This window comes from Pseudoxanthomonas koreensis (genome assembly GCF_010093225.1).
Taxonomy (GTDB): Bacteria; Pseudomonadota; Gammaproteobacteria; order Xanthomonadales; family Xanthomonadaceae; genus Pseudoxanthomonas; species Pseudoxanthomonas koreensis.
The window spans coordinates 1-26,177 of the sequence record NZ_PDWM01000040.1 but is presented as its reverse complement, the minus strand read 5'-3'; the positions used below and the strand labels follow the sequence as shown (position 1 = coordinate 26,177).

At 72.1% G+C, this 26,177-nt stretch carries 22 protein-coding genes; 10 read left to right on the top strand and 12 right to left on the bottom strand.

The genetic code is table 11. The features are described from left to right. Positions 1–239: 239 nt before the first annotated feature. The 5 genes from CSC64_RS11685 to ispA all read left to right on the top strand — a co-directional run bounded on the left by CSC64_RS11685 (position 240) and on the right by ispA (position 4,009). The gene (locus tag CSC64_RS11685; RefSeq protein WP_162435504.1) at positions 240–1,199 is read left to right on the top strand and encodes an acetyl-CoA carboxylase carboxyltransferase subunit alpha; all 960 of its coding nucleotides are present in this window, start codon (positions 240–242) and stop codon (positions 1,197–1,199) included. 72 nt (positions 1,200–1,271) lie between these two features. After that, on the top strand, positions 1,272–1,451 hold the full coding sequence (locus CSC64_RS11680; protein ID WP_162435503.1) for a hypothetical protein: 180 nt from the start codon (positions 1,272–1,274) through the stop codon (positions 1,449–1,451). A gap of 30 nt (positions 1,452–1,481) precedes the next feature. Continuing rightward, positions 1,482–2,828, top strand: a complete 1,347-nt coding sequence (gene tilS, locus CSC64_RS11675; RefSeq protein WP_162435502.1) for a tRNA lysidine(34) synthetase TilS — start codon at positions 1,482–1,484, stop codon at positions 2,826–2,828. A gap of 58 nt (positions 2,829–2,886) precedes the next feature. Then, positions 2,887–3,144 (top strand): exodeoxyribonuclease VII small subunit, encoded by a 258-nt coding sequence (locus tag CSC64_RS11670; RefSeq protein WP_162435501.1) that lies wholly within the window; start codon positions 2,887–2,889, stop codon positions 3,142–3,144. Beyond that, complete coding sequence (gene ispA / locus CSC64_RS11665) at positions 3,134–4,009, top strand: (2E,6E)-farnesyl diphosphate synthase (RefSeq protein WP_162435500.1); 876 nt, start codon at positions 3,134–3,136, stop codon at positions 4,007–4,009. Before CSC64_RS11670 ends, ispA begins: the two co-directional genes overlap by 11 nt. 299 nt (positions 4,010–4,308) lie before the next feature. On the opposite strand, the gene CSC64_RS11660 is transcribed toward ispA, so the two are convergent. Both CSC64_RS11660 and pmbA read right to left on the bottom strand, forming a co-directional pair. Then, positions 4,309–4,722, bottom strand: a complete 414-nt coding sequence (locus CSC64_RS11660; protein WP_162435499.1) for a DUF4870 domain-containing protein — start codon at positions 4,720–4,722, stop codon at positions 4,309–4,311. A gap of 108 nt (positions 4,723–4,830) precedes the next feature. Continuing rightward, complete coding sequence (pmbA, locus tag CSC64_RS11655) at positions 4,831–6,198, bottom strand: metalloprotease PmbA (RefSeq protein ID WP_162435498.1); 1,368 nt, start codon at positions 6,196–6,198, stop codon at positions 4,831–4,833. A gap of 475 nt (positions 6,199–6,673) precedes the next feature. Between pmbA and yjgA the strand changes: the two genes are divergently transcribed. Continuing rightward, positions 6,674–7,285, top strand: a complete 612-nt coding sequence (gene yjgA, locus CSC64_RS11650) for a ribosome biogenesis factor YjgA (protein ID WP_162435497.1) — start codon at positions 6,674–6,676, stop codon at positions 7,283–7,285. A gap of 52 nt (positions 7,286–7,337) precedes the next feature. Here the strand turns inward: yjgA and tldD are convergent, their stop codons facing one another. Beyond that, positions 7,338–8,783 (bottom strand): metalloprotease TldD, encoded by a 1,446-nt coding sequence (gene tldD, locus CSC64_RS11645; RefSeq protein ID WP_162435496.1) that lies wholly within the window; start codon positions 8,781–8,783, stop codon positions 7,338–7,340. A gap of 112 nt (positions 8,784–8,895) precedes the next feature. Between tldD and CSC64_RS11640 the strand changes: the two genes are divergently transcribed. Further along, positions 8,896–9,636 carry a DUF6065 family protein gene (locus CSC64_RS11640; RefSeq protein ID WP_162435495.1) on the top strand — a complete coding sequence of 247 codons (741 nt, stop codon included), beginning with the start codon at positions 8,896–8,898 and terminating at the stop codon, positions 9,634–9,636. A 136-nt stretch (positions 9,637–9,772) separates the two neighbouring features. Here CSC64_RS11640 and CSC64_RS11635 read toward each other — a convergent pair whose 3' ends face one another. The 3 genes from CSC64_RS11635 to CSC64_RS11625 are packed head-to-tail and all read right to left on the bottom strand — an operon-like array spanning position 9,773 to position 15,777. Continuing rightward, entirely contained in the window at positions 9,773–13,651 is a 3,879-nt protein-coding gene (locus tag CSC64_RS11635; RefSeq protein WP_162435494.1) for a YhdP family protein, read from the bottom strand. A 24-nt stretch (positions 13,652–13,675) separates the two neighbouring features. Next, positions 13,676–15,163: a ribonuclease G gene (gene rng, locus CSC64_RS11630; RefSeq protein ID WP_162435493.1), complete on the bottom strand. Its 1,488-nt coding sequence runs from the start codon at positions 15,161–15,163 to the stop codon at positions 13,676–13,678. 8 nt (positions 15,164–15,171) lie between these two features. After that, positions 15,172–15,777: a Maf family protein gene (locus CSC64_RS11625; protein WP_162435492.1), complete on the bottom strand. Its 606-nt coding sequence runs from the start codon at positions 15,775–15,777 to the stop codon at positions 15,172–15,174. A gap of 177 nt (positions 15,778–15,954) precedes the next feature. Here CSC64_RS11625 and CSC64_RS11620 point away from each other — a divergent pair, with 177 nt between their 5' ends. Continuing rightward, entirely contained in the window at positions 15,955–16,683 is a 729-nt protein-coding gene (locus CSC64_RS11620) for an SIMPL domain-containing protein (RefSeq protein ID WP_162435491.1), read from the top strand. A gap of 360 nt (positions 16,684–17,043) precedes the next feature. Further along, complete coding sequence (locus CSC64_RS11615; protein WP_162435490.1) at positions 17,044–17,700, top strand: energy transducer TonB; 657 nt, start codon at positions 17,044–17,046, stop codon at positions 17,698–17,700. A gap of 54 nt (positions 17,701–17,754) precedes the next feature. Here the strand turns inward: CSC64_RS11615 and rlmH are convergent, their stop codons facing one another. Further along, positions 17,755–18,225, bottom strand: a complete 471-nt coding sequence (gene rlmH / locus CSC64_RS11610) for a 23S rRNA (pseudouridine(1915)-N(3))-methyltransferase RlmH (protein WP_162435489.1) — start codon at positions 18,223–18,225, stop codon at positions 17,755–17,757. 124 nt (positions 18,226–18,349) lie between these two features. On the opposite strand from rlmH, the gene CSC64_RS11605 reads away from it, so the two are divergent. Then, a complete protein-coding gene (locus CSC64_RS11605; protein WP_162435488.1) occupies positions 18,350–20,089 on the top strand; it encodes a glycoside hydrolase family 43 protein in 1,740 nt (579 codons plus the stop codon). A gap of 27 nt (positions 20,090–20,116) precedes the next feature. Here the strand turns inward: CSC64_RS11605 and rsfS are convergent, their stop codons facing one another. From rsfS to leuS, 5 genes are all read right to left on the bottom strand, one after another. After that, on the bottom strand, positions 20,117–20,515 hold the full coding sequence (gene rsfS, locus CSC64_RS11600; protein ID WP_162435487.1) for a ribosome silencing factor: 399 nt from the start codon (positions 20,513–20,515) through the stop codon (positions 20,117–20,119). 238 nt (positions 20,516–20,753) lie between these two features. Continuing rightward, positions 20,754–21,410 carry a nicotinate-nucleotide adenylyltransferase gene (nadD, locus tag CSC64_RS11595; RefSeq protein WP_162435486.1) on the bottom strand — a complete coding sequence of 219 codons (657 nt, stop codon included), beginning with the start codon at positions 21,408–21,410 and terminating at the stop codon, positions 20,754–20,756. A gap of 12 nt (positions 21,411–21,422) precedes the next feature. After that, on the bottom strand, positions 21,423–22,466 hold the full coding sequence (holA, locus tag CSC64_RS11590) for a DNA polymerase III subunit delta (protein ID WP_162435485.1): 1,044 nt from the start codon (positions 22,464–22,466) through the stop codon (positions 21,423–21,425). A 27-nt stretch (positions 22,467–22,493) separates the two neighbouring features. Then, a complete protein-coding gene (locus tag CSC64_RS11585) occupies positions 22,494–23,096 on the bottom strand; it encodes an LPS-assembly lipoprotein LptE (protein ID WP_162435484.1) in 603 nt (200 codons plus the stop codon). Positions 23,097–23,286: 190 nt separating this feature from the next. Then, positions 23,287–25,938: a leucine--tRNA ligase gene (gene leuS, locus CSC64_RS11580; RefSeq protein ID WP_162435483.1), complete on the bottom strand. Its 2,652-nt coding sequence runs from the start codon at positions 25,936–25,938 to the stop codon at positions 23,287–23,289. Positions 25,939–26,177 lie beyond the last annotated feature (239 nt).

The window sequence follows — 26,177 nt, the reverse complement described above, 5'->3', positions numbered from 1 at the left end:
GTCGGCCGCCAGGGCAATGCCGCCACCGGCGTGCTCGACCTCAACGGCGCCAACGGCGTGCGCGTCGCCCCGCCCCTGCTCGACGCCCTGCGCGCCCAGCCCGGCGTGCGCGCGGTGAAGCTGGCCATCGGCCGCCCCTGGGCGAACTGAGCGTCACCGTACCGTACGGTCCGGTCCCTTCCGGGACCTTCGGCTACACTCCACGCCTTCATGTACTCACCGGCCCTGCCGGCCCCCGGATGAACCCGAACTACCTCGATTTCGAGCAGCCCATCGCCGACCTGGAAGCCAAGATCCAGGAACTGCGCAGCGCCAGCACCGGCCCGGCGGTCAACGTCGACGCCGAAGTGCACGCGCTGCAGGACAAGCTGCGCAAGCGCACCGCCCAGATCTTCCGCGACCTGTCCTCCTGGCAGGTCTCCCAGCTGGCCCGCCACCCGGCCCGCCCCTACACCCTCGATTACGTGCGCGTGATCTGCGACGAGTTCCAGGAACTGGCCGGCGACCGCGCCTTCGCCGACGACAAGGCCATTGTCGGCGGCCTGGCCCGCATCGACGGCCGTCCGGTCGTGGTGATCGGCCACCAGAAAGGCCGCGACACCAAGGAAAAAATCCGCCGCAACTTCGGCATGCCCAAGCCCGAGGGTTACCGCAAGGCGCTGCGCCTGATGAAGCTGGCCGAACGCTTCGGCCTGCCGATCCTGACTTTCATCGACACCCCCGGCGCGTGGCCGGGCATCGATGCCGAGGAGCGCGGCCAGTCCGAGGCCATCGCCCGCAACCTGCTGGAGATGGCCGAGCTCAAGGTGCCGATCCTGTGCACGGTGATCGGCGAAGGCGGCTCCGGCGGCGCGCTGGCCATTGGCGTGGGCGACTGCACGGTGATGCTCGAATACAGCACCTACTCGGTGATCTCGCCTGAAGGCTGCGCCTCGATCCTGTGGAAGGACGCGGGCAAGGCCAGGGACGCGGCCGAGCAGCTGGGCCTGACCGCCAAGCGCCTGCACGGGCTGGGCCTGGTCGACAAGGTCGTGCGCGAACCCACCGGCGGCGCCCACCGCAACCCGCGGCAGATGGCCAGGCGCCTGAAGGCCGTGCTGCTCAATGAACTCGACGCGCTGGAGCAGATGCCGGCCGCCGAACTGGTGCAGCGCCGCTACGCGCGCCTGCATGGCTATGGCGCGTACGAGGCTGCCTGAGCCCGGCGCGGCGGCGTCGGCGCGCCTGCGCGCCGCCGCCTGCCGCATGCCGCTGGCGATGGAGCGCGGCCGATGAGTACCTTGCCCGGCTGGGTGCTGCCGTTGGCCCTGTTCGTGGTGCCGCTGCTGGTCGTGGTCGTCGTCAACCGCCTGTTCCGCCATCGCCGCACCAATCCGAACTGGGTGCTGGCCTGGTTCGTGGCGGTGTGCTGGATCAGCGCGCTGGCGGTGATCTGGCGCCAGGTCCGCTGAGCCGGGACGGCCGCCGGCTAGGATAGCCGCATGGCCGCCGCATCGATCTTCCCCCTTCCCCCGCTGCCGGAAGTACCAGCCGATGCGGACGGCGCGATCGTGGTGGCCTTCAGCGGCGGCCTGGATTCGGGCGTGCTGCTGCACCGCCTGGCCGCCGAGCCGGCGCTGCGCGCGCGCGGCCTGCGCGCGGTGCACGTGCACCACGGCCTGCAGGCCGATGCCGGCGACTGGGCCGCGCACTGCGCGCGCCAGGCCGAAGCCCTGCAGGTGCCGTTGCAGGTGATCGAAGTGCAGGTGCCGCGCGACCGGGGCCTGGGCCTGGAGGCCGCGGCGCGCGAGGCGCGCTCCGCCGCGCTGCGCGGCACGCTCGCCGCCGGCGACGTGCTGGCCACCGCCCACCATCTCGACGACCAGGCCGAAACCTTCCTGCTGCGTGCCCTGCGCGCCTCCGGCACGGAAGGCCTCGGCGCGATGCGGCCCTGCCGCGCCCTGGGCCAGGCCTGGCAATGGCGGCCGCTGCTCGCGCTGCCGCGCGCCGCGCTGCTCGACTACGCCCGCGCGCATGGCATCGCCTGGATCGAAGATCCCAGCAACGCCCTGCCCGATCCGGACCGCAACTTCCTGCGCCTGCAGGTGCTGCCGCTGCTGCGCCAGCGCTGGCCGCACGCGGCTGCCGCGCTCGCGCGCAGCGCCGCGCTCAGCGCCGAGGCCGACGCGCTGCTGGCCGCGGAGGACGACGCGCTGCTGCGCACGCACGCCGGCGACGATCCGCGCACGCTGCCCGTGCCGGCGCTGCAGGCGCTGCCCGCCGCGCGCCGCGCGCGCGTGCTGCGCCACTGGCTACGCACGCTCGGCCTGCCGCCGCTGCCGGCGCGCGGGGTGGAACGGATCGAGCGCGACCTGCTCGGCGCGCGTGCCGATGCACAGGCCAGCTTCGCCTGGTCCGGCGCGCGCGTGCTGCGCTGGCGCGCCGTCCTCCCCGCCGACCACCAGCGCGACCCGCTGCCCGCGCAGTGGCAGGCCGGATGGGACGGGCGTGCGCCCCTGCTGCTGCCCGACGGCGGCCGCCTGCACCTGCACGACGGGGCCGGCGGCGCAGTGGCCGGATTCGACATGCCATTGCGGGTGCATGCGCGCCGCGGCGGCGAGCGTATCGTGCTGCCCGGCCGCTCCCATTCGCACGCGCTCAAGCAGGTGCTGCAGGAGCGCGGCGTACCGCCCTGGCGCCGCGCGCACCTGCCCCTGCTCTCCGCTGCCGATGGCCGGCTGCTCGCCGCCGGCGACGTGGCCCGCACCGTCGCCCTGGACGACTGGCTGCGCGCGCGTGGCTGGCAGCTGGCCTGGGCTCCGCCCGGCGCCGGCGCGGCCGCGCGGTGAGCATCGCGGCACGGCGGCGTCGTTGACCCTTCCCGTCCGCACCGCGCACACTTCGCCCATGTCCAAGAAAGCCACCCCCGACGCCTCGCCGGTCGCGCAGTTCGAGCATTCGCTGGACGAACTGGAACAGCTGGTCGAGAAGATGGAACAGGGCGAAATGAGCCTGGAGGATTCGCTGGCCGCCTACGAGCGCGGCGTCGGCCTCTACCGCCGCTGCCAGGCCGCGCTGGAACAGGCCGAGCTGCGCGTGCGCCTGCTCAGCGACCCCGAACAGCCCGACTCGGCCCAGCCCTTCGCCGGTCCCGATGGCGAGTGAGGCCTTCGCGCGCTGGGCGGCGCGCACCGAGGCCACGCTGGAGCGCCTGCTGCCCGATCCGGGCACCGAGCCGGCGCGCCTGCACGCGGCGATGCGCCACGCCACCCTCGGCGGCGGCAAGCGCATGCGCCCGCTGCTGGTCTATGCCGCCGGCACCGCGCTGGGCGCCGAAGATGCGCTGCTCGACGCGCCCGCGGCCGCGGTCGAACTGGTCCACGCCTATTCGCTGGTCCACGACGACCTGCCGGCGATGGACGACGACGACCTGCGCCGTGGCCAGCCCACCGTGCACGTGGCCTTCGACGAAGCCACCGCGATCCTCGCCGGCGACGCGCTGCAGACCCTGGCCTTCTCCGCGCTGGCCGAAGCCGATGCCGCCGCCGGCCTGCGCATCGAATGGGTGCGCACCCTGGCCGCGGCCTCCGGCGTAGCCGGCATGTGCGGCGGCCAGGCGCTGGACATCGACGCCACTGGTCGCACGCAGACGCTGGCGCAGCTGCAGCGCATGCACGCGCTCAAGACCGGCGCGCTGATCCGCGCCGCGGTGCGCATGGGCGCGCTGGCCGGCGGCGCCGACGCAGCCACGCTTGCGCACCTGGACGCATACGCCGACGCGCTGGGCCTGGCCTTCCAGGTGCGCGACGACATCCTCGACGTCGAAGCCAGCTCCGAACAGCTGGGCAAGACTGCCGGCAAGGACGCGGCCCAGGCCAAGTCCACCTACCCCGCGCTGCTGGGCCTCGACGGCGCCCGCGCCAGGCTCGACGAACTGGCCGCGGCGATGCGCCAATCACTCGCCCCGTTCGGCGAGCGCGCCACCACGCTGGCCGCGCTCGGCGAGCTGGCGGTGCAGCGCAAGCACTAGCGGCCAGCGCCCCGCTGCGTCGTAACGCTGCGTCGTAACGCTGCGTCGTAACGCTGCCTCGTGAACGCTGCTTCGTGAACGCCCTTCTGTAGGAGCGCACTTCAGGGCGCGACCCGACGGTGGCGGGGTGCAGCCGCGTTCAACGCGGCGGATCCGGAGCTGCGCGTTGAGCGCGGGAATTCCAGCGGCGCGGGGTCGCCCCCTGAAGTGGGCTCCTACAAGGGTGGCGACAGTCGCAAGGCGCGGAAAAACAAAGGGCCCGGACAAGCCGGGCCCTTCGCATCGATCGGAAAGGCGGCTTACTTCACCAGCCGCAGCGTGAACGGATAACGGTAGGCCACGCCATCGTTGGCCTTCATCGCACCGATGATCGTCAGCACCAGCCACGCGATCGCCAGCAGGACGCCCAGCGGTGCGGTGATCAGCGCGCCGATGCCCAGGGTGAAGATGGTCAGCAGCACCAGGATCACGCCCACGATCAGCAGGGTGATGTTGAAGTTCAGCGCTTCCTTGGCCTGGTCGGCGGCAAAGGGCATGGTGTCCTTCTTGATCAGCCAGATGACCAGCGGGCCGACGATGTTGCCGATGCCACCGGTGAACAGCCCCGCCAGCGACGACAGGTGGCCGAACAGGCCCCACTGCCGCTCCTCGGCGCTGGGTGCACCACCCTCGGGCGGCGGCGGCGGCGCGGTGTAGGTCTCGAATTCGCTCATCTCGTTCCCCTTGCGGTTGCGGTTGGAGTGACGGCCCCTCTCCCCCGGGACGGTGCCGATACGTGAAGATACGTCATCCGGCTGCGATGCGGGACACCGCCGGCGGCTTCAGGCATCGCCGCCGGCCACGGTCATCCGCCCGACCAGGATCGGCCCGGTGCGGATGTGCGAGCGCGGATCGATCTCGCTACCCACCGCCTCGATGCCGGCGAACATCGCGCGCAGGTTGCCGGCGATGGTCAGTTCATCCACCGGATAGGCCGGCACCCCGCCCTCCACCCAGAAGCCCGCGGCACCGCGCGAGTAGTCGCCGGTGACGCCGTTGACGCCCTGCCCCATCAGCTCGGTGACCAGCAGGCCGCGGCCCATCCCGCGCGCCATTTCCGCCAGCGTCCCGGCGTTGGACGAGACCTGCAGGTTGTGCACGCCGCCGGCATTGGCGGTGGTCTGCAATCCCAGCTTGCGCGCCGAGTAGCTGCCCAGCACGTAGCGCTGGAGCACGCCGCCGGCCACCAGCGCGCTGTCGCGGGTGGCCACGCCATCGGCATCGAACGCGGTCGAGCGCAGCCCGTGCCGCAGCAGCGGTCGCTCCTCGATGTCCATCCATTCCGGGAACAGCCGCGTGCCGACGCTGTCGAGCAGGAAACTGGCGCGCCGATACAGCGCCCCGCCCGACACCGCGCCCAGCAGGTGCCCGAGCAGCGAGCGCGCCACTTCGGCCGAGAACAGCACCGGGAACGCGCCGGTGGGCGCCTTGCGCGGATCCAGCCGCGCCGCGGTGCGCTCGGCCGCGCGCCGCCCGATCGCCGCCGGCGCCTCCAGGTCGCCGCGCGCCAGGCCGATGCTGTACCAGCCATCGCGCTGCATGCCGTCGCCCTGCCCGGCGATCAGCGCCACGCCCAGCGAATGCTGGGTCTCGCGCTCGCGCCCGACGAAGCCGTGGCTGTTCGCATACACCGAAAGACTTTCGCCGCTGCCGAACGAAGCCCCGTCCGAGTTGCCGATCCGCGCATCCGCCCCGCGCCCCGCCGCCTCGCAGGCCAGCGCCAGGTCCACTGCCTCGTCCGCATCCAGTCGCCACGGATGCCAGGTATCCAGGTCCGGGAACTCGCGCGCCATCAACGCCGCCTCGGCCAGCCCCGCCGCCGGATCGTCCTCGGTATGCCGCGCGATCGCGCAGGCCTGCTCGACCGTCGCTTCCAGGCTCGCCTCGTGCAGGTCGGCAGTACTCGCACTGCCCTTGCGCTGCCCGAAATACACGGTCACGCCGATGCCCCGATCGCGATTGGACTCGACCGTCTCCACCTCGCCCATCCGCACCGACACATTGAGCCCGCGCTCCTCGCTGCAACTCACCTCCGCCTGGCTGGCCCCCAGCGCCTTCGCCCGCTCCAGCAGCCGCTGCGAAATGTCCGCCAACCGTTCCAACCGCTCATGGCTGTCGTCGCCGCGCACGATGTCGTTCACAAGTTCCATCCTGTTGTTCGTTCTGTTTCTGGATTTCAAGCACAGCAGGTCAAAAGCGGTTGCGACCGGACGGTCTCGCGGCGGGCATGCAGTGAACCCCTGCGCCGGAACACGCCGTGAACCCATCCATGGGGGCTTTTGGGCGCCATCCATGGCGCCCAAAGTTCCGTCGCAGGGGTTCACTGCACGCCTTCGAAAGTATTCGGCTGTTCCAGAGCCAGCAGAAGCCTCGCCCTGGACGCGAATACAGGCTGTTCAAACGCCGGTAGGAGCCACGTCCCGCACGCTCGCGAAGGACGCGGCATGCCGGGGGTCCCGCGCCAAGCAGGCCATGGATGGCCTGCGCCCGCTTGGGGACAGGATGTCCCCACGCGGGAAAAGCGGGACCCCCGGCATGCCGCGGCCCCGTCCGGAGCCCGCGCTCTTGCCGTTGCCCCAGCCCCGAGCGCGTAGAATCCACGGCAACCGACAGAGCCCCACCCCCATGCGCGGACGCGACGAAGAAACCGGCGAATTCCACTCCCCCAGCCGCAGCCAGCAGCGCCGCGAAGCCCTCGAAGTGCTCGAACTGGCCGAAAAACTCGCCAGCCTCACCCCCACCCAGCTGGCCAAGCTCCCGATCCCCGACGACCTCCTGCCGCACCTGGAGCACACCCGGAAGATCCCCGCCCACGTCGCCCGCAAGCGCCAGCTCGCCTTCCTCGCCAAGCAGATGCGCCGCGAGGACGACGAAACCCTCGAAGCCATCCGCGACGCGCTGGACGAAGACGGCGAAGCCGCCCGCCGCGAAACGGCCACGATGCACCGCATCGAGGACTGGCGCGAACGCCTGATCGCGGAAGGCGACGCGGCGCTGGCTGGACTGCTGGAGGAATACCCGGCGGCCGACCGCCAGCACCTGCGCCAGCTGGTCCGCAACGCGCAGGAGGAAAAGCTGCGCAACAAGCCGCCGCGCGCGTTCCGCGAACTGTTCCAGGAACTGAAGCGGCTGCTGGCCGCCGGCGGCGCGACTGCGGACGAGGCCGGCAGCGGGACCGCGGACGACGGGGTCGAAGACGAATTCGGCTTCGACGGGAACGACGAACGCCAGGACTGACCGGCCCGACACCGGGTGGGACACAGCCTGCGGGCGGCTCACGCGCCGCGCCTCACGCCCTCGTCCCGCCCACGGTCAGCCCGTCGATCAGCAGTGATGGCTGGCCCACGCCCACCGGCACGCTCTGCCCGTCCTTGCCACATACGCCCACGCCCTCGTCCAGGGCCAGGTCGTGGCCGACCATGCGCACCTTCTGCATCGTCTCCGGGCCGTTGCCGATGAGGGTGGCGCCCTTCACCGGCGCGGTCACCTTGCCGTCCTCGATCAGGTAGGCCTCGGTGGCCGAGAACACGTACTTGCCGCTGGTGATGTCGACCTGGCCGCCGCCGAAGTTGACCGCGTACAGGCCCTTCTTCACCGAGCGGATCATCTCCTGCGGGTCGTGCGTGCCGGCGAGCATGTAGGTGTTGGTCATGCGCGGCATCACCAGGTGCGCGAACGATTCGCGCCTGCCGTTGCCGGTGGGCGCCATGCCCATCAGCCGCGCGTTGAGCGAATCCTGCATGTAGCCGACCAGAACGCCGTCCTCGATCAGCGTGGTGCAGCGCGTCGGCGTGCCCTCGTCGTCGATGTTGAGTGAGCCGCGGCGGCCTTCGAGGGTGCCGTCGTCGACGATGGTCACGCCTGGTGCGGCCACCCGCTGGCCCATGCGCCCGGCATAGGTCGAGGTGCCCTTGCGGTTGAAGTCGCCTTCCAGGCCGTGGCCGACGGCCTCGTGCAGCAGCACGCCGGGCCAGCCGGAACCGAGCACCACCGGCATGGTGCCGGCCGGCGCGTCGATCGCCTCCAGGTTCACCAGCGCCTGGCGCAGCGCTTCGCGCGCCAGTTTCTCGGGGCGGCCGCCGGAGAACAGTTCCTCGTACGAGTAGCGTCCGCCGCCACCGGCGTAACCAGATTCGCGGCGGCCGCCGTGTTCGACGATCACTTGCACGTTCAACCGCACCAGCGGCCGCACGTCGGCGGCAAGCACGCCGTCGCTGCGTGCCACCAGCACGGTGTCGACGCCGCCGGACAGGCTCACCGATACCTGGATCACGCGCGGGTCGGCCGCGCGCAGCAGCCGGTCCAGCGCGCGCAGCTGTTCGACCTTGCCCTCGTTGCCCATGCCATCGACCGGGTCCAGTGCCGGGTACAGCGCATGCCCGCCGCTGCGCACCAGCTGCCGCGGCGCGTGCGCGCTGCCGTCCCGCGCGATCGCCCGTGCCGAACCGGCGGCCAGGCGCAAGGCATCGGCATTGATGTCGTCCGAATAGGCAAAGCCGGTCTTCTCGCCGCTGATCGCACGTACGCCCACGCCCTGTTCGATGGAATGCGCACCGTCCTTGACGATGCCGTCCTCCACCGACCAGCTCTCGCGCCGGGCGTGCTGGAAGTACAGATCGCCGAAGTCGATGCCCGGCCCCAGCAGCGCGCCGAAGGCGCGGTCCAGGCCGGAGGGGTCCAGGCCGCCGGGGACGAGCAGGCGGGATTCGGCGAGGATCAGGGCTGAGTCGGTCATCGGGGAAAGATGGGGGCAGGCGCCGGAATGGCAAGCGGCGCCTATGATGACAGCACCCACCCGCCACGGCCTTCATCGCGCCTGGCGCCCCGCCCGCAGCCTCCGAACCACGATGAAACTGACCGCCCACGTCATCGACGGCTACACCCTGGACATCCGCCCGGCCCCGCGCGAGCGCGACTGGATGGACCGCACCGAGCAGCGTTACGCCTACCGCTGCCTGCCGCTGGACATGGCCAACGCGCTGGGCTGGGAACTGCTGTGCCAGACCGGATTCAGCGCCGAGTGGAGCGGCGGCAACGCCCTGGACGACGTGCGCATCACCGCCGATCCGGGCACCTCCGCGCCGGCGGTGAGCCACTTCGGCTACGGCGTGCTGACCTTCCACGTGCCCTGCCTGTTCCGCACCGAGCCGGCCGGCACCGAGCTGCTGGTGACCGGCCCGCTGAACCGCCCGAAGGACGGCATCGGCGCGCTCAGCGGCATGGTCGAGACCGACTGGAGCCCGTATCCGTTCACCATGAACTGGAAGTTCACCCGCCCCGGCCGCGTGCGCTTCGAGGCCGGTGAACCGTTCGCGCACCTGCTGCCGCTGCACCGCCCGCTGCTGCAGGGCGAAGTGCGCGCCGAATGGCGGCCGCTGTCGGAAACGCCGGAGCTGGACGCGCAGTACCGGCGCTGGACGCAGAGCCGCGGCCACTTCCTGCAGGAACTGCCCGACCCGGAATCGGCCGCCGCGCGCGAGCAGTGGCAGCGCGGCTATTTCCGCGGCGTGGACGTGGAGGGATGCCCGGCGAAGGAACACCGGGTGAAGCTGCGCCTGCCCGATTTCAGCCGCGGCGACGGCAGCTGAAACCCCACCCGGGTGGCTTTCGTAGAGCCGGGCTTGCCCGGCTGCACACGCCCGATGAAACGAACCACCGCAAAGAGCAGCGGGGCAAGCCCCGCTCTACGTAAAGCGGCACCCGTTCGGCGCATGCGATGCCGGTTCAGGGCATGCCGGCGTCTTGTCCGATCCTGCCCTCGGCGGTGGCCCCATCGCGCGACTGCTCGCGGCTGATCACCTCGACCTTGGGCTCCTTCCACGGTCCGCTGACCCGGTAGGTCTTCGCGCCCAGTTCGCCCAGCGGCCGCGACAGCACCGCGTTCGCCGCCGCGCCCATCGCCGCGCCGACCGGGCCGCCGGCGACCGCGCCGACCACGGTGAGCAGGTTGCCCGACTTGGGCAGCACGTCGATGGTCTGGTCGAAGCGTTGCGCGCGCAGGTCGGTGTCGCCTCGGATGCGGATGTCGGCGGCCGGGCCGTCGATGCGCATGTCGTCGGTGTGCGCCTGGCCGTCGCCGAACCTGACGCTGCCTTCGAGCGTGTCGAAGGCGAAGCCCTTGGAGAAGAAGTCGCGGAAATCGAGCGTCAGCCGCCGCGGCAGCTGGGCCAGGCTGAACAGTCCGAGCACACGGCCGGCACCGGGGTCCAGCTCCAGCAGCTGGCCGTCGGTTGCGTCGATGCGCAGGCTGCCCTGCAGCCCGGCCAGCCTGAAGCCGTTCGGCGAACCGGGCCACCTGGCGTCGAAACGCAGCTGGCCTTCACCGCGTGCCAGCCAGTTGCGATAGCCCAGGCCGTCCATCAGCGCACCCATGTCGCTGCTGTCCACCTGCAGCGCCAGGTGGGTACGCGCCGCATCGCCCTGCCCCACCCATTCGCCGGTGGCGTCGAGCCGCTGCTTGCCGTCCTGCACCTGCAACTGTTCCAGGCGCAGGCCGCCCGGCACCGGGCGGGTGCGCAGCAGGGCGCGGCCCAGGGTCGCGGCGCGGTAGCGCAGGTCGTCGATGTCGATCGCCAGCGGCGGGATCGCGGGCGGGGCGGATCCGGCGTCGGCCCTGGCCGGCGTCGGCGCCGCCGAGGCCGGCGCATCGGTTTCGGCGCGCGCGCGCGCGCCGTCATCGGCGACATCGGCAGCGCTGGCCTTCGTCGCCGGCGGCTGCCAGTGCAGGCGCTCGAAGTGGCCCCGCACCAGTGCGCCGGCCTGGTCGGGCACGCTCCCCGTACCGGCCAGCGCCGGACCGGCGACATCCACCTCCAGCGACTGCGCAGCGGGCCGCAGCCTCAGCCGCGTGGCCGGGAACACGCCGCCCAGCAGCCGCAACTCGTCGGCCAGCACGTCGATCCCGCGCAGGGGCATTCCCTCCTCGCCGCCGCCCCTCGCCAGGCCGATCCATTCCAGCGCATCCAGCGAGCCCGCGCGGCCGCCGACCACCAGGCCGGAGGCCGGCGGTTCGGCATCCACCGTCGCGCTGCCCAGGCGCACGCGCACGCCGGTGCGCCCGTCCTTCTGCCGCGCGCGCAGCGCCAGGCGTTCGCCGAAGGCCACGTCGATCGCGCCGCTGCCCAGCGGCAGGCCGACCTGCACGGTCGTCGGCAACGCTTCGGCAGCCGGCTTGGCCAGCGGCGCAGGCAGGTCCAGCACCGTGCCGACCAGGCTGGACTGCAGCCGCAGCGTGCCGGCGCTGTCGCCTGCGCCGTCGGCACCCTTGGGCAGGGCCACTGCCAGCGTCCACGGCGAGCGCCCGCGCACGCGCGGCGCCAGCCATTCCATCTCCGGCGCGCGCGCGAACAGATCGGCCGCGTCCAGCGGCGCATCGAGGCTGGCCTCGAAAGCGTTGGCCGCGTCGCGCACGTGGCCACCGGCGCGCAGCGCCAGGGTGCCGTCCTGGCCGCGATGGCGCGTCGCCAGCCGCGGCGCGTCGAAGCCGTCGCTGTCGTAGCGCGCCTCGCCGCGCACCGCGTCGAACTCCAGGTTCCAGCGCTTCTCCGCCAGCTTCGCGCCCTGCAGCGCCACCGTACCGTTGATCCGCGCCGGCCCCGCGCCGCTGCCCAGCGGCAGGTCCAGGGCGAAGCGGGTCGCCGCCGGCCCCGACGCGGCGAGGTTGGCGAAGGTGTCGCGGTGCTCCTGCTGCAGCGGGCTCTGCTTCAGCAGTTCAAGCATGCGCGCGGCATCGCCCCTGGCCTCGGCGTGGACCAGCAGCGGCGCACGGCTGAAATCGGCGATGCCGGCCTGCACCCGCTGCACCGGCAGGCCAGCGACACGGCCCTCACCCTGCACCTCGAATCCGTTGCCGACGAAGGCCACCCCGGCCTGCATCGCCTCCCGCTCCGGCCCGTCGCGCTGGAAGCGGATGCGGCCGCCGCGGATCCGCGCGGTGGCCTCGAAGCGGCCATTGCCGTGCACGAGCGGCCAGTCGTCCAGGCCGCCGGCAACCAGGCCGCGGCCGCCGCTGACGACGCCGTCCTGCAGCGCCATGTCCAGCCAGTCCCCCGCGGCCCGGGGCATCTTGTGGTGGATCCAGAATTTCTTCGCCACCGGCACCGGCGTGTCGCCGATGTCGGCGGCGATGCCGATCCACGGCCGCGTGCCGTCGCCCTGGAACCACAGCCCGCCGCGCACGTCGGCGCGGTAGTCGCCGCCATCCAGGCGCAGCGCCGGCGGGCCGACTTCCCAGCCGGCGCCTTCGCGCCAGGCCAGCAGGGTGCCGTCCAGCTTCAGGTCGTGGACCACGCCGAAACCGCTGGGCCAGTCGAAGCGCAGCGCGCTGCGAGGATCCAGCGCCAGCTGCCAGCCCTGGCCGTCGCCTTCGAAGCGCCCGGACAGGCCGTCCATGCCGGGTGCGTCGCCGACCGCGGCGAAGGCCACCCGCTCCAGCCGGCCCTGCGCATGCAGCGGGCCGCCGCGCGTGCCGGCCAGTTCCACACCGGCAAGCTCTGCCTGCGGCGCGGCCTGCAGTATCCACGCCCGCAATCCGGCCGGGAGCCGGTCGCTCAGTGCGGCCATCGCCAGCAGGGGCTTCGCATCCACCTGGTCGGCCAGCAGCGCGACGTGCTGTCCGCCGGCGACGACCAGCCCGTCCAGCGACTGCTCGCCATACGCATCGACGATGCGCAACTGCGGCGCATCGAAGCGCCAGCCGCTGGCGGCGACGCGCCAGCGGGCGCGCCCGCGCACTTCGTCGATCCGCACCTGCGGCAGGCGGCCATCGGCCAGCGGCGCGCCGGACAGCAGCAGGTGGCGCAGCTGCGCGCGGGTGGTGACCATCGCCAGCCGGTGCGCGCGCAGTTCGCCCCAGGCCTCGACCCGGCCGCGGCCGTCGGCCGGGGCGATGCCGCCGTGGTGCAGCAGCGGCGCCCACGCGCCCAGCGCCCCGGTGTCCAGGTCGAAGTACGCGCGGCCGTTGCCGCTGTCGCGGTCGAATTCGAACGCCAGCGCCGCCGGCGCCTCGTCCGGGCGGATGTACGCATGCGCACCGGCGTCGACATGGCGGCCGTCCACGCGCAGGCGCAGGTCGATCCGCGGGATCCGCGTGCGCAGCCCCAGCTGCGGCGCGCGCACTTCCAGCGCGCCGCCGATCACCTGCAACTCGCCCAGTCCTTCCAGGTAGGTCAGCGGGTCGGCGGTGCCGGTCATCGGCAGCCCGCGCACCGACCAGCGCCCGTCGTCGGCGCGCTCCAGGGTCAGCGACGGCCCGCGCAGGCGCAGTTCGGTGAACGAACGGCCCGGCAGCAATCCGGCGTACATCGATACCAGCACCTCGGCCTGGCCGATGTGCACGCCGCCGCCGGCATCGCCGATGTGCAGACCTTCAAGCTGCAGCAGCGGCCCGCGCCGGGTCCACTGCGTGCGCACGGCATCGAACGCGACCGGGCGGCCGGCCTTCTCGCTCAGCCACGCGGCGATGCGTTCCGGATGACGCTCGGCCAGCGGCAGCACCTGGCTGGCCGCACCCAGCGCCAGCGCCATCAGCACCAGCACCACGGCCAGCAGGTACGCGGCCCAGCGGCGTGCCAGGCGCAGGCGTCGGCGCAGCGGCGTGGGCATCAGTCCCCCGTGCCGCGCGCGGCCTTACAGCAGCACCACATCGAACTGCTCCTGCAGGTACTGCTCGTCGGCCTGGAAGCGGATCGACTTGCCGAGGAATTCCTCCAGCTCGGCCACCGCCGCCGATTCCTCCTCGGTGATCCGCGCCACCACCTTGGGCGAGGCGATCACCAGCAGGCGCGCGGCGTCGAACTGGCGCACCGCGCGGGTGATCTCGCGGAACACCTCGTAGGTCACCGTCTCGGCGGTCTTCACCGAGCCGCGGCCACTGCACTGCGGGCAGGTCTCCGACAGTTGCCGCTCCAGGCTCTCGACCGTGCGCTTGCGGGTCATCTCGACCAGGCCCAGCGGCGAGAAGTCGTACACGGTGGTCTTGGCGTGGTCGCGCGACAACGACTTCTCCAGCGTACGCAGCACCTGGCGGCGATGCTCCGGGTCGGTCATGTCGATGAAGTCGATGATGATGATCCCGCCCAGGTTGCGCAGGCGCAGCTGGCGGGCCAACGCCTGCGCGGCTTCGAGGTTGGTGCGGTACACCGTTTCCTCGAGGTTGCGCTGGCCGAGGAACGAGCCGGTGTTGACGTCGATCGTGGTCATCGCCTCGGTCTGGTCGATGACCAGGTAACCGCCGGACTTCAGCGGTACCTGCTTGTCCAGCGCGCGACCGATCTCGTCCTCGACCCCGTACAGGTCGAAGATCGGGCGGTCGCCGGAATACAGTTCGAGCTTCTCGCCCAGCACCGGCATGTACTTGGCGACGAACGCCTGCAGCCGGTCGTAGGTGTCGCGCGAATCCACCCGCACCTTCTCCACGTCGCGGCGGATCAGGTCGCGCACCGCGCGCAGCGGCAGGCTCAGGTCCTCGTAGATGATCGTGCCGGCGGCGGCCTCGCGGCCGCGGCGCTCGACCACGTTCCAGACCCGCGCCAGGTAGGCGATGTCCTCGGCCAGCGCCTCGGCCGGCTGGCCCTCGGCGTTCGTACGCACGATGTAACCGTGGCCACCGTGGCTGGCGGACAGGTCGGCCACCAGGGTCTTCAGCCGCTGGCGCTCGGCTTCGTCCTCGATCCGCGCCGACACGCCGATGCTGCGCGACTGCGGCAGCAGCACCAGGTAGCGCGAGGGGATGCTGATCTGGGTGGTCAGGCGTGCGCCCTTGGTCCCGATCGGGTCCTTGACCACCTGGACCACGATCTCCTGGCCGTCGCGCAGCAGCTCGACGATCGAGGGCGTGGGCAGCGGCTGCGGCGGCGCGTCGTCGGCCAGGCCGGCGTCGACCGGCGCCGGGCGGACCACGTCGTTGGCGTGCAGGAACGCGGCGCGTTCCAGGCCCAGTTCGACGAACGCCGCCTGCATGCCGGGCATCACCCGCTGCACCCGGCCCTTGTAGATGTTGCCGACCACGCCGCGCCGCCAGCCGCGCTCGATGTGCAGCTCCTGCAGCATGCCGTTCTCGACCACCGCCACGCGCGTCTCGCGCGGGGTGACGTTGACCAGGATCTCTTCGGACATGCGCGCGTTCACCCGGCGATCGTGGCCGGCTCGCCGGCGTCGTGTTCTTCGGTTGCCGGACCGCCGGCGAGCAGCCGCGCGGTCTCGTGCAGCGGCAGCCCCATCACCCCGGAATAGCTGCCGGCCAGGTGCTCGACGAAGGCCTCGGCGCGGCCCTGGATGGCGTAGGCGCCGGCCTTGCCCATCGGCTCGCCGGTAGCGACGTAGGCCGCGATCCGCTCATCGGACAGCACCGCGAAGCGCACCTCGGTGGCCGACAGCGCCTGGCGTTCGCCGCCGGCATCGACCACGGTCACCGCCGACAGCACGGTGTGGCTGCGGCCGGACAGGCGGCGCAGCATCGCCGCCGCGTCGGCGGCGTCGCGCGGCTTGCCGAACACTTCCTCGCCCAGCACCACCTCGGTGTCGGCGCCGAGCACGCGCGCGCCCGGCTGCGTGGCGACCTGCGCCCAGCCGGCGCGGGCCTTGTCGCGGGCGACCCGGCGCACGTAGTCGACCGCGCCCTCCCCCGGCGCCCGGACTTCCGGGACGTCGACGTCGAGCAGGCGGTGGGGCTGGCCGAGCCGGTCGAGGAGTTCGGCGCGGCGCGGGGATTTCGAGGCCAGATACAGCATGGCCAAAGGATAACCCGCGGCAGCAGGCCGGGCCGGGGCCGGCCGCGCCGGAAACGGCCTCGACCCCGTTCGGGCTCACGGCGCGTTCATCCATCCGGACCGACGCTGCCACGCGCGCCGGGCAGCCGTTCACACTTCCCCTGGTCCAGCCCACGCGATCCCGCACAAGGAGTCCCCATGCGCCCCCCATTCGCCGCCCTGCTCGCCCCGCTCGTCATGTCCGCCGCCCTGTCCACCCCGGCCACGGCGCAGCCGCAGGGCACGCCCCCGCCGCCGCCCGACGCGACCCTGCTCTCGGTCTCGTCCCAGGCCGAAGCGCGGCAGGCGCCGGACATCGCCACGATTTCCGCCGGCGTGGTCACCCAGGCCGCCGACGGCAACGCGGCCATGCGCCAGAACGCCGAGCAGATGAACCGGGTGCTGGCGGCGGTCAGGGCCGCGGGCGTGGCCGCGAAGGACGTGCAGACCAGCGGCATCAACCTCAATCCGCAATACCGCTACGAAGAGAACCAGCCGCCGCGCATCACCGGCTACCAGGCCAGCAACACGGTTACGGTCAAGCTGCGCGACGTGGCGAAGATGGGCGAAGTGCTCGACGCGCTGGTGGCCAGCGGCGCCAACCAGATCAACGGGCCGAGCTTCGGCATCGACAATCCCGAGCCGCTGTACGACAAGGCCCGGCTGCAGGCGCTCGCGCAGGCCCGCGCACGCGCCGACACCTACGCCAGGGCACTGGACCTGCGCGTGCGCCGCATCGTCAGCATCAGCGAGGGCGGCGCGGCGATCCCCTCACCGATGCCGCGCATGGCGATGATGAAGGCCGAAGCCTTCGACAGCACCCCGGTGGCCGCCGGCGAGAGCAGCGTCCTGGTGAGCCTGGACGTGGTCTTCGAACTGGGGCGCTGAGCAGCCTGCTTTTCTGTAGGAGCCCACTTCAGGGGGCGACCCGACGACGCCAGAACATAGCCGCGTTCAACGCGCCCGCTCCGCCTGCGTTCAACGCGCACGCTCCGGCGAACGTGCGCGGTATCGCGTCGTGCCTTCCGGCGTCGTCGGGTCGCCCCCTGAAGTGGGCTCCTACAGGAAGCATGGCGCCGCTGGAGTTGAACGGGTGGCACACGGATGGGCCATGCGCCCGCACCACCCTGCCGCCGCTTGCAAACCTGCATACGGCAGGCGCAGGCTGGAACCGGGCCATCGCGGCCAAACCCCGGCCGCCATGTCCGTGCGTTGTTTCCTCCGTCATTCCCGCAATGGAGGTGGATCATGGTTCGCACGCTGCCGTCCGATGTATCCCCGCGCCTGGACTTCCCGCGCATCCTCGCCATCAGCTTCGCCATCGCCGTGCATGCGCTGGCGCTGCTGGTCCTGCTGCTGCCGCTGACCAGCCCGCCGATTCCCGAAGTCCGCCACGCCCCGGAACCGGAACGCTGGGTGGTCGAACGGGTCACCCCGGCGGCGCCGCTGCCGCCACGCCCGGTGCACCCGGCCACGCCGGTCCAGCCGCGGCCGCAGCCGGTTCCCGTGCAGCGCACGGTGCCGGTGCAGGTGCCGGCCATCGTCGAGCAGGGCAGCCTCCCCGCCGACCCCGGCATCGCCATCGCCGGGCCGCCCGACATCCCCCCGCCCTGGAATGGCCAGCCGCTGCAGGGCGCGCAGCTGCGCCTCGCCGTCGCCCCTCCTCCGGGTTATCCGCGCGACGCGGTACGCGGCGGACAGGAAGGCACCGTAGTGCTGCGCATCCTGGTCGATGTCGACGGGCGGCCGCTGCAGGTGATCGTCGACCGCAGCAGCGGCCACCGTTCGCTCGACCGCGAAGCGGTGCGCCACGTGCAGCAGCGCTGGCGCTTCGAACCGGCCGTGCACGACGGCCGCGCGGTGCAGGCCTGGGGACTGGTGCCGATCGACTTCAGCCTGCAGTAGCGGGCGCGCAGCGCCGCTTCGCGCCCCGCGCGCGGAGCGGCGCCGCCGGCCGGCTCAGGCGCGGTGGTAGGGATGGTTCGCCAGCAGTGCCGCGGCGCGGTACAGCTGTTCGGCCACGACCAGCCGCACCAGCATGTGCGGCAGGGGCAGCGGGCCCAGCGACCAGGATTCGGAGGCGGCGGCGAGCACGTCCGGCGCATGCCCTTCGGGGCCACCGACCAGGAAGGCCAGGTCGCGGCCCTGCTGGCGCCAGTGCTCCATGCGCTGCGCCAGCTGCTCCGAACTCCAGGCGCGCCCGGGCACGTCCAGCGCGACCACGTGCGCGTTCTTCGGCAGCGCGGCGAGTACGCGCTTGCCTTCATCCTCGATCGCGCGCTGCGGATCGCGGCCCTTGCCGCGCAGGCCGGGCTCGACCTCGACCAGTTCCAGCGGCAGCCAGTGCGAGAGGCGCTTGCGGTATTCGGCGAAGCCGTCGGCCACCCAGGACGGGGCGCGTTCGCCGGTGGCGATGAGTCGGGCTTTCATGGCAGCCATGATAGTGCGACCGCGCACGGGGTATTACCGCCGGTAAGCGCTGATATGCCCCTGCACCCGCGTGCTACGGTCCGGCCGACCTTGTCGCCGCACCGTCATCCGGGGAGGGGAACGCATGGGCCGCATCCGCTTCGCCAGCCTCGCTGCGCTGCTCGCCTTCGCCTGCGGCCACGCCGTGCCGTCCACCGCCTCCAGCGTGCAGGACGCACCGCTGGAGGCGTCGTTCGACTGGTTCGAATATGAAGGCGCCGATCCCGCGGATGCGAAGTACACACCCGGACCGGGCCAGTTCCGCAACCCGGTACTGCAAGGCTTCCATCCCGATCCGAGCGTGGTCCGCGTCGGCGACGACTACTACCTGGTGAATTCCACCTTCGGCTGGTTCCCGGGCATTCCCGTGTTCCACAGCCGCGACCTGGTGAACTGGACCCAGATCGGCAATGCCATCGACCGTGTCGACCAGCTCGACTTCGGCCGGCACGACCTGGTCAACGGCGTGTTCGCCCCGGCGATCGAACACCACGACGGTACCTTCTACATCGTCAACACCTGCTTCCCGTCCTGCGGCGGCAACTACGTGATCACCGCGAAGGATCCGGCCGGGCCGTGGTCGGACCCGGCGTGGCTGCCGGACCTGGCCGGCGGCATCGACCCGTCGCTGTTCTTCGACGACGACGGCCGCGCTTGGATCGTCAACAACGACCTGCCCGAGGGTGGCCGGGAACGCTATCCCGGGCACCGCGCGATCTGGCTGCAGGAGTTCGATGCCAGGGCGCTGCGCACCATCGGCCCGCGCCGGGTGCTGCTCGATGGCGGCGTGGTGCCGGCGGAGAAGCCCGAGTACGTCGAGGGTCCGCACCTGTTCCGCAAGGACGGCTGGTACTACCTGACCGCCGCCGAGGGCGGCACCGGCGAGATGCACCAGCAGGTGGTGCTGCGCAGTCGCGTGGTGACCGGCCCCTACGTGGCCTGGAGCGGCAACCCGGTGCTGACCCAGCGCGACCTGCCGCGCGACCGCCCGCTGCCGGTCACCTCGGCCGGCCATGCCGACTTCGTGCGGACCGCGGACGGCGACTGGTGGGCGGTGTTCCTCGGCAATCGCCCGTATCCGCCCGCCGGCGGCCACTACGTCAACACCGGCCGCGAGACCTTCCTGATGCCGGTGCGCTGGGAGGACGGCTGGCCGCGGATCACCGCGCCGGGCGAGCGGATCCCCTGGGTGCTCGATGCGCCGGCGCTGCCGGCGGGCAGCGCGCCGGTGCCGACCAGCGGCAGCTTCGCGATCCGCATCGGCTTCGAAGGCCGCCAGTTGCCGCTGGACTGGATCACCGTGCGCAATCCGCGCGAGCAATGGCATCGGCTCGACGGCGGCGCGTTGCACCTGCGCGCACGCGCGGTCGGGCTGGGCGAGCGCGACAACCCCTCGTTCCTGGCGCGCCGGCAGCAGCACCAGGCCGCGATGGCATCCACGTCGATGCGCTTCGTGCCACGGCGCGACGGCGACATCGCCGGCCTGGCCGCGTTCCAGAACGAGGACTTCTGGTACCTGCTGGCGCTGACCCTGGAGGACGGCGCGCCGGCGGTGGTGCTGGACCGCCGCGACGGCCGCCGCAAGGACGAGCCCGGGACCGGCACGCGCCTGGCCTCCGCGCCGCTGCCGGCCGCTGCCATCGGCCAGCCGCTGTACCTGCGCATCCGCGCGCGCGGGGCGAAGTACGACTTCGAGTACGCCACGAGCGAAGGGCAATGGAAGCCGCTGGCCCGCGGCATCGACGGCACCCTGCTCAGCACCAGCGTCGCCGGCGGCTTCACCGGCGCCGTCTTCGGCCTGCACGCCGCGACCGCGCCGCCTTAGCAGCGCTTCAGCTGCAGGCGCGCCGGCTCAGGCGTCGGCGCCGTCCTCGTGCTGGTCGCCGACGGTCCACAGGCGCTCCAGGGCGTAGAACTCGCGCACGCGCGGCAGCATCACGTGGACGATCACGTCGCCCAGGTCGACCAGCACCCATTCGGCCTCGCGCTCGCCTTCCACGCCCAGCGGCATCGCGCCGAGCTTCTTGGCGAACTTGATCACCTCGTCGGCGATCGACTTGACGTGGCGGGTCGAGGTGCCCGACGCGATCACCAGGTGGTCGGTGACGCTGGTCTTGCCGCGTACGTCGATCTCGACGACATCCTTGGCCTTGATCTCCTCCACCGCGGCGCGCACGTTCGCCAGCAGGACTTCCACGGGCGGCGGCGGTTCGGGGAGGCGGGTCTTGATGACGTGGGCTTGGCTGGACAAGTGGGACTCGGTCGGGGAAGCGGGGAAAGACGACGCGATTATCCGGGCCGCTGGGCGGGGGCCGCATTCACGGCCGGGTGCCCCCGCCAGCCCTGCGCCGGCGCCCCCTGTAGGAGCCCACTTCAGGGGGCGACCCCCGATGGCTGGAACGCAGCCGCGGTCCACGCGACCGCTCCGGAGGCTTTGCGTGGAACGACGCGTGATCCGATGCCACCGGGTCGCCCCCTGAAGTGGGCTCCTACAAGGGGTCGCGGTACAGGCGGGTGGCGTCGATGAAGGCGGCGACGGTTCCGGGGACCCAGTCGCGCCAGGCCGGGTCGCCGGCGGCGATGGCCCGGCGCCCGGCGGTGGCCGATTCGGTGCGCAGTGGCTGGTGCAGGGCGTGGAAGCGGCCGCTGGCGGCGGTGGACAGGTCGGCCGGATCGGCGGTCCAGCGGCCTTCGGCGACCACCGCCAGCGCGGCCGGCAGGTCGCCGGGAACGCCGGCATCATCCCCCGCAGTGCGGCCGGCGACGATGAAATGGGCCAGTTCCGGCAACTGCCGCCACTCGCGCCAGGTCGGCAGCGAGCGGAAGCTGTCGGCGCCCAGCAGCAGGGCCAGCGGCGCCGCGTCGCCCAGCCCGGCACGCAGCTCGCGCAGGGTGTCCACCGTCCACGAGGGCCCGGGGCGCCGCAGTTCGCGCCGGTCCACGCGCAGGCGCGGATCGCCGGCCACGGCCAGGTCGAGCATGTGCGCACGCTGGTCCGCATCGGCGCCGGGCGCGGCGCGGTGCGGCGGACCGGCGGCCGGCGACAGGGTCACCGGCACGCCGAACCGGTCGGCCGCGGCGCGGGCGATGGCCAGGTGGCCGTGGTGGACCGGATCGAACGTACCGCCGTACCAGATCGTCAGCACGCGCGCCGCCGCTCAGCGGCCGCCGCCGGCCAGCAGGCGGGTGGCCGGTGCCGGCCCGGCGATCGCCAGCAGCAGCCGCTCCAGCAGCTGCCCCGGCTCGCCCGCGCCGCGACCCTTGGCCGCGCGGGCGATGCGCGAGGCGTAGGCGGCGAAGCGGTTCCAGCGCAGCGCCGTGGCGTGGCGCTGCAGGGCACGCTTGAACGGTGCCTGCCGCGCTTCCCACAGGCCCTGCGACTTCATCTCCGCGGCCAGGTTGGCGCCGCGCGCCTGGGCCCGGGCCAGCGCGGCGGCACGCAGCAGTTCCCGGGTCACCATCGGCATCAGCCCGGCCACCTGTTCGCCCTCGGCGCGCAGGCCGGCGAGCATGCGCCGCACCAGCGCCGCCTGCCCCGACAGCGTCGCTTCGACCAGGCGGAACACGTCGTAGCGCGCCGCGTCGGCGACCAGCGACTGCATCGCCTCCACGTCCAGGGGGCCTTCCGGCGCGAGCAGCGCCAGCTTGTCGATCTCCTGCGCGGCGGCCAGCAGGTTGCCCTCCACGCGCTCGGCCAGGCCCTGCACGGCCTCGGGCGTGGCGCGCAGGCCGCGCCCGCGCAGGCGACGGTCGATCCAGCCCGGCAGTTCATGCGGCTTCAGCGCCCAGGCGATGGCAACCGCGCCGCGCCGGGACACCGCGTCCACCCATTTGCCCTGGTGGGCCTTGCTCCAGTCGCCGGCCACAATCAGCAGGGTCACGTCGCCGGGCGGATCCTCGCAGAACCGCGAGATCACCTCGGCGCCGGCCTTGCCCGGCTTGCCGCCGGGCAGGCGCAGTTCGAGCAGGCGGCGGCTGGCGAACAGGCCCGGTGCGTTGAAGCTGGCCGACACCGCGTCCCAGTCCGGGTCGCGGCCATCGCCGTCGAACACCTCGCGCTCGGCACCCTCGGCGCGGGCGCGCGCGCGGACCGCATCGGCCGCTTCGAGCACGTGCAGGGTTTCCGGGCCGGCGACCAGGTACACCGGCAGCAGCGGCTGGCTGGCCGGCTGCGCGGCCAGCTGCTCGGGCCGCAGTTCCATCAGGACGCCTCCATCAGCGTGCGGCCATCAGGGAATGGGCGAAGGAGTGGCCGGCGGCGTGGCAGGCTCCGCGGGCGGCTGGGGCGCCGCGGCCTCCGCGGCGGCCTCGGCCTGGCGCGCCAGGTCGGCACGGACCACGCTGTCGATGCGGCGCAGGATCGAAGCGGCCATCTCGCGGCGCAGCTCGTCGGCCAGGATCTCGCGCTCGGTGCTGGTGCCGGTGGCGTTCGTCGGCGACGATACGTAGTCGCGCGACAGTTCCACCACCTGCTGCGGCACCAGTTCGCGGCCGTCGGCGAGGTGGAAGGTGAAGACGGTGGCGTAGCGCAGGCTGAACTCCTGCGCGCGGCCCCGTTCATCGATCGCGATCGGCAGGGAACCCCAGCGCTCGGACAGGATGTCGAGCCGCGCGAAACCGGAGGATGCCTTCTTCCCGACATCGCGCGGCGCGACCGTCGCACCGGCGTTGCGCAGGCTGCGCTCGAGGTCGGTGACCAGCTCGCTGAAGGGCGTGGTCGACGCCACCACCACCGGCGGCGCGTTTTCCGGCAGGGCGAGCTTCTCGCGCAGGTGGAAGCCGCAACCGGCCAGGACCAGGGCGAACAGGACGGGCAACGCGGATCGGATCATGGGCGCAAGTCTGGACGAGCGAGCCGGGGGCGGCAACCGCCGACAGAGTGCCCCACGCCCCGTGAACGGGGTTTGAGAGACCGCTTTCCCGGCCTCGCCACGAACGTCGATCGAAGCCACCCAGCCCCCGAGTCGGGGGCGTGAGCGGCCCTTGGCCGCTCGCGCCTTCCCCCGGTCAATATCGCCGCCGCTACGCGGCGACGATATTGACGATCTTGCCCGGCACCACGATCACCTTGCGCACGCCCAGTCCCTCCAGGAACTTCGCCGCGTTCGGCTCGGCCCTGGCCAGCGCCTCGATCTGCTCGCGCGGCGCGTCGGCGGCCACTTCGATCGTGCCGCGCAGCTTGCCGTTGACCTGCACCGCCAGGGTCACCGCATCGCGCACCAGCGCGGCCGGGTCGACCTGCGGGAACGGCACGTCCTCGAGCAGCGTCTCGGCATGGCCCAGCAGCTGCCACAGCGCGTGGCTGGCATGCGGGGTGATCGGATTGAGCAGCAGCACCGCCGCTTCCAGCGCTTCCTGGCGCACGGCGCGGCCGGCCGGACTGGCGTCGTCGAACTTCGCCACCGCGTTCATCAACTCCATCACCGCGGCGATCGCGGTGTTGAAGCTGTGGCGGCGGCCGTAGTCGTGGCCGACCTTGTCGATGGTCTCGTGGGTCTTGCGCCGCAGCGCCTTCTGCCCGGCGTCCAGCGACGCCGCGTCGAGCGCGGGCGCGGCGCCTTCGTCGGCGTGCTTCTGCACCTGGGTCCACAGCCTGCGCAGGAAGCGGGCCATGCCGTCGACGCCGGCCTCGTTCCACTCCAGCGACTGCTCCGGCGGCGCGGCGAACATCGAGAACAGGCGCACGGTGTCGGCGCCGTACTTGTCGACCATCGCCTGCGGGTCGACGCCGTTGTTCTTGGACTTGGACATCTTCTCGGTGCCGCCGACCAGCACCAGCGCGCCGTCGGCGCGCAGCACCGCACCGGTGATCCGGCCCTTGTCGTCGCGCTGCACGTCCACGTCGGCCGGGTTGATCCAGTCCTTCGAACCGTCGGCGTTCTGGCGGTAGTAGGTGTCGGCGATGACCATGCCCTGGGTCAGCAGGTTGGTCGCCGGCTCGTCGCTGTCGACCATGCGCGCGTCGCGCAGGAGCTTGTGGTAGAAGCGGAAGTACATCAGGTGCAGGATCGCGTGCTCGATGCCGCCGATGTACTGGTCCACCGGAAGCCAGTAGTTGCCGCGCCGGTCGACCATGTCCTTGGCCTTGGGCGAGGTGTAGCGCGCGTAGTACCAGCTCGACTCCATGAAGGTGTCGAAGGTGTCGGTCTCGCGCTCGGCATCGGCGCCGCACTCGGGGCACGTGCACTTGCGCCACTCCGGGTCGGCCTTGATCGGCGAGCCGGTGCCACTGAAGGCGACGTCCTCCGGCAGCACCACCGGCAGCTGGTCCTCCGGCACCGGCACCGCGCCGCAGCGGCCGCAGTAGATCACCGGGATCGGGCAGCCCCAGTAGCGCTGGCGGCTCACGCCCCAGTCGCGCAGGCGGTAGTTCACCCGCCGCTGGCCCTGCCCCTTGCGCTCGAAGCGCTCGGCCAGGGCCTCGAACGCACCCCAGTAATCCAGGCCGTCGAACTCGCCGGAATTGACCAGCTCCAGGTCGGCGCGCGACTTGTCGCCGTACCAGTCGCGCCACTCGGCAACGTCCCAGCTGCGCTCTTCGTCGTTCTTCGGCGCCTTCAGCGCGATCACCTGCACGATCGGCAGGCTGTACTTGCCGGCGAACTCGTGGTCGCGCTGGTCATGCCCGGGCACGGCCATCACCGCGCCGGTGCCGTAGCCCATCAGCACGAAGTTGGCGACCCAGATCGGCACCTGCTCGCCGGTGACCGGGTGCACCGCCTTCAGGCCGGTGTCCATGCCGCGCTTTTCCTGGGTCTCCAGCTCGGCCTCGGACACGCCGCCATGCTTGAGCTCTTCCAGGAACGCGGCCAGCGCCGGATTCGACGCGGCCGCCTTCTGCGCCAGCGCATGCTCGCCGGCGATGGAGACGAAGGTGACGCCCATCAGCGTGTCCGGGCGGGTGGTGAACACGCGGATCGGTTCCAGCGCGTTGCCGGTGGCGTCGACCACCTCGAACTGGATCTCCAGGCCTTCGGAGCGGCCGATCCAGTTGCGCTGCATGGTCTTGACCGAATCCGGCCAGCCCGGCAGTTCGTCCAGGCCGTCGAGCAGTTCCTGGGCGTAGTCGGTGATGCGCAGGAACCACTGCGGGATCTCGCGCTTCTCGACCAGTGCGCCGGAGCGCCAGCCGCGGCCGTCGATCACCTGTTCGTTGGCCAGCACGGTCTGGTCGACCGGGTCCCAGTTGACCACTGCGTTCTTGCGGTAGGCCAGGCCCTTGCGCATCAGCCGGGTGAACATGCGCTGCTCGTGCACGTAGTAGTCCGGCGAGCAGGTGGCGAACTCGCGCGACCAGTCGATGGCGTAGCCCAGCGACTTGAGCTGGCTGCGCATGTGGTCGATGTTGGCGTAGGTCCATTTCGCCGGCGCGGTCCTGTTCTTGATCGCGGCGTTCTCCGCCGGCAGGCCGAAGGCGTCCCAGCCCATCGGCTGCAGCACGTTGTGGCCGGTCATGCGCTTGTAGCGGCTGATCACGTCGCCGATGGTGTAGTTGCGCACGTGGCCCATGTGCAGTGCGCCGGACGGGTACGGCAGCATCGACAGGCAGTAGTACTTGGGCTTGTCGGAGGACTCGTCGACCTCGAAGGCGCGGGTGCCGTCCCAGTAGGCCTGGGCGGCGGTTTCCACGGTGCGGGGATCGTACGGGGAGGCGTTTTCGGGAACGGCGGACATTGCGGGTCGCGGCGGCTGCGGCAAAGTCGCCAAGGGTACCGCAGCGCAGCATCGCGCTCCACTTGACATCCCCGCCCGGAAGGGCCTGCCGACCCGGCGGCGGGGCAACCCCGCGGAGCCCGGGCCCGGGCTCCGGCGGGGGCCGCCGCACCTTGGGTATATGGCCCACCCTTCGGGACGACATCCTGTCTTTACTCAGGGCCGTGGCACATCCATGTGCCACTTGGGCCATATACCCA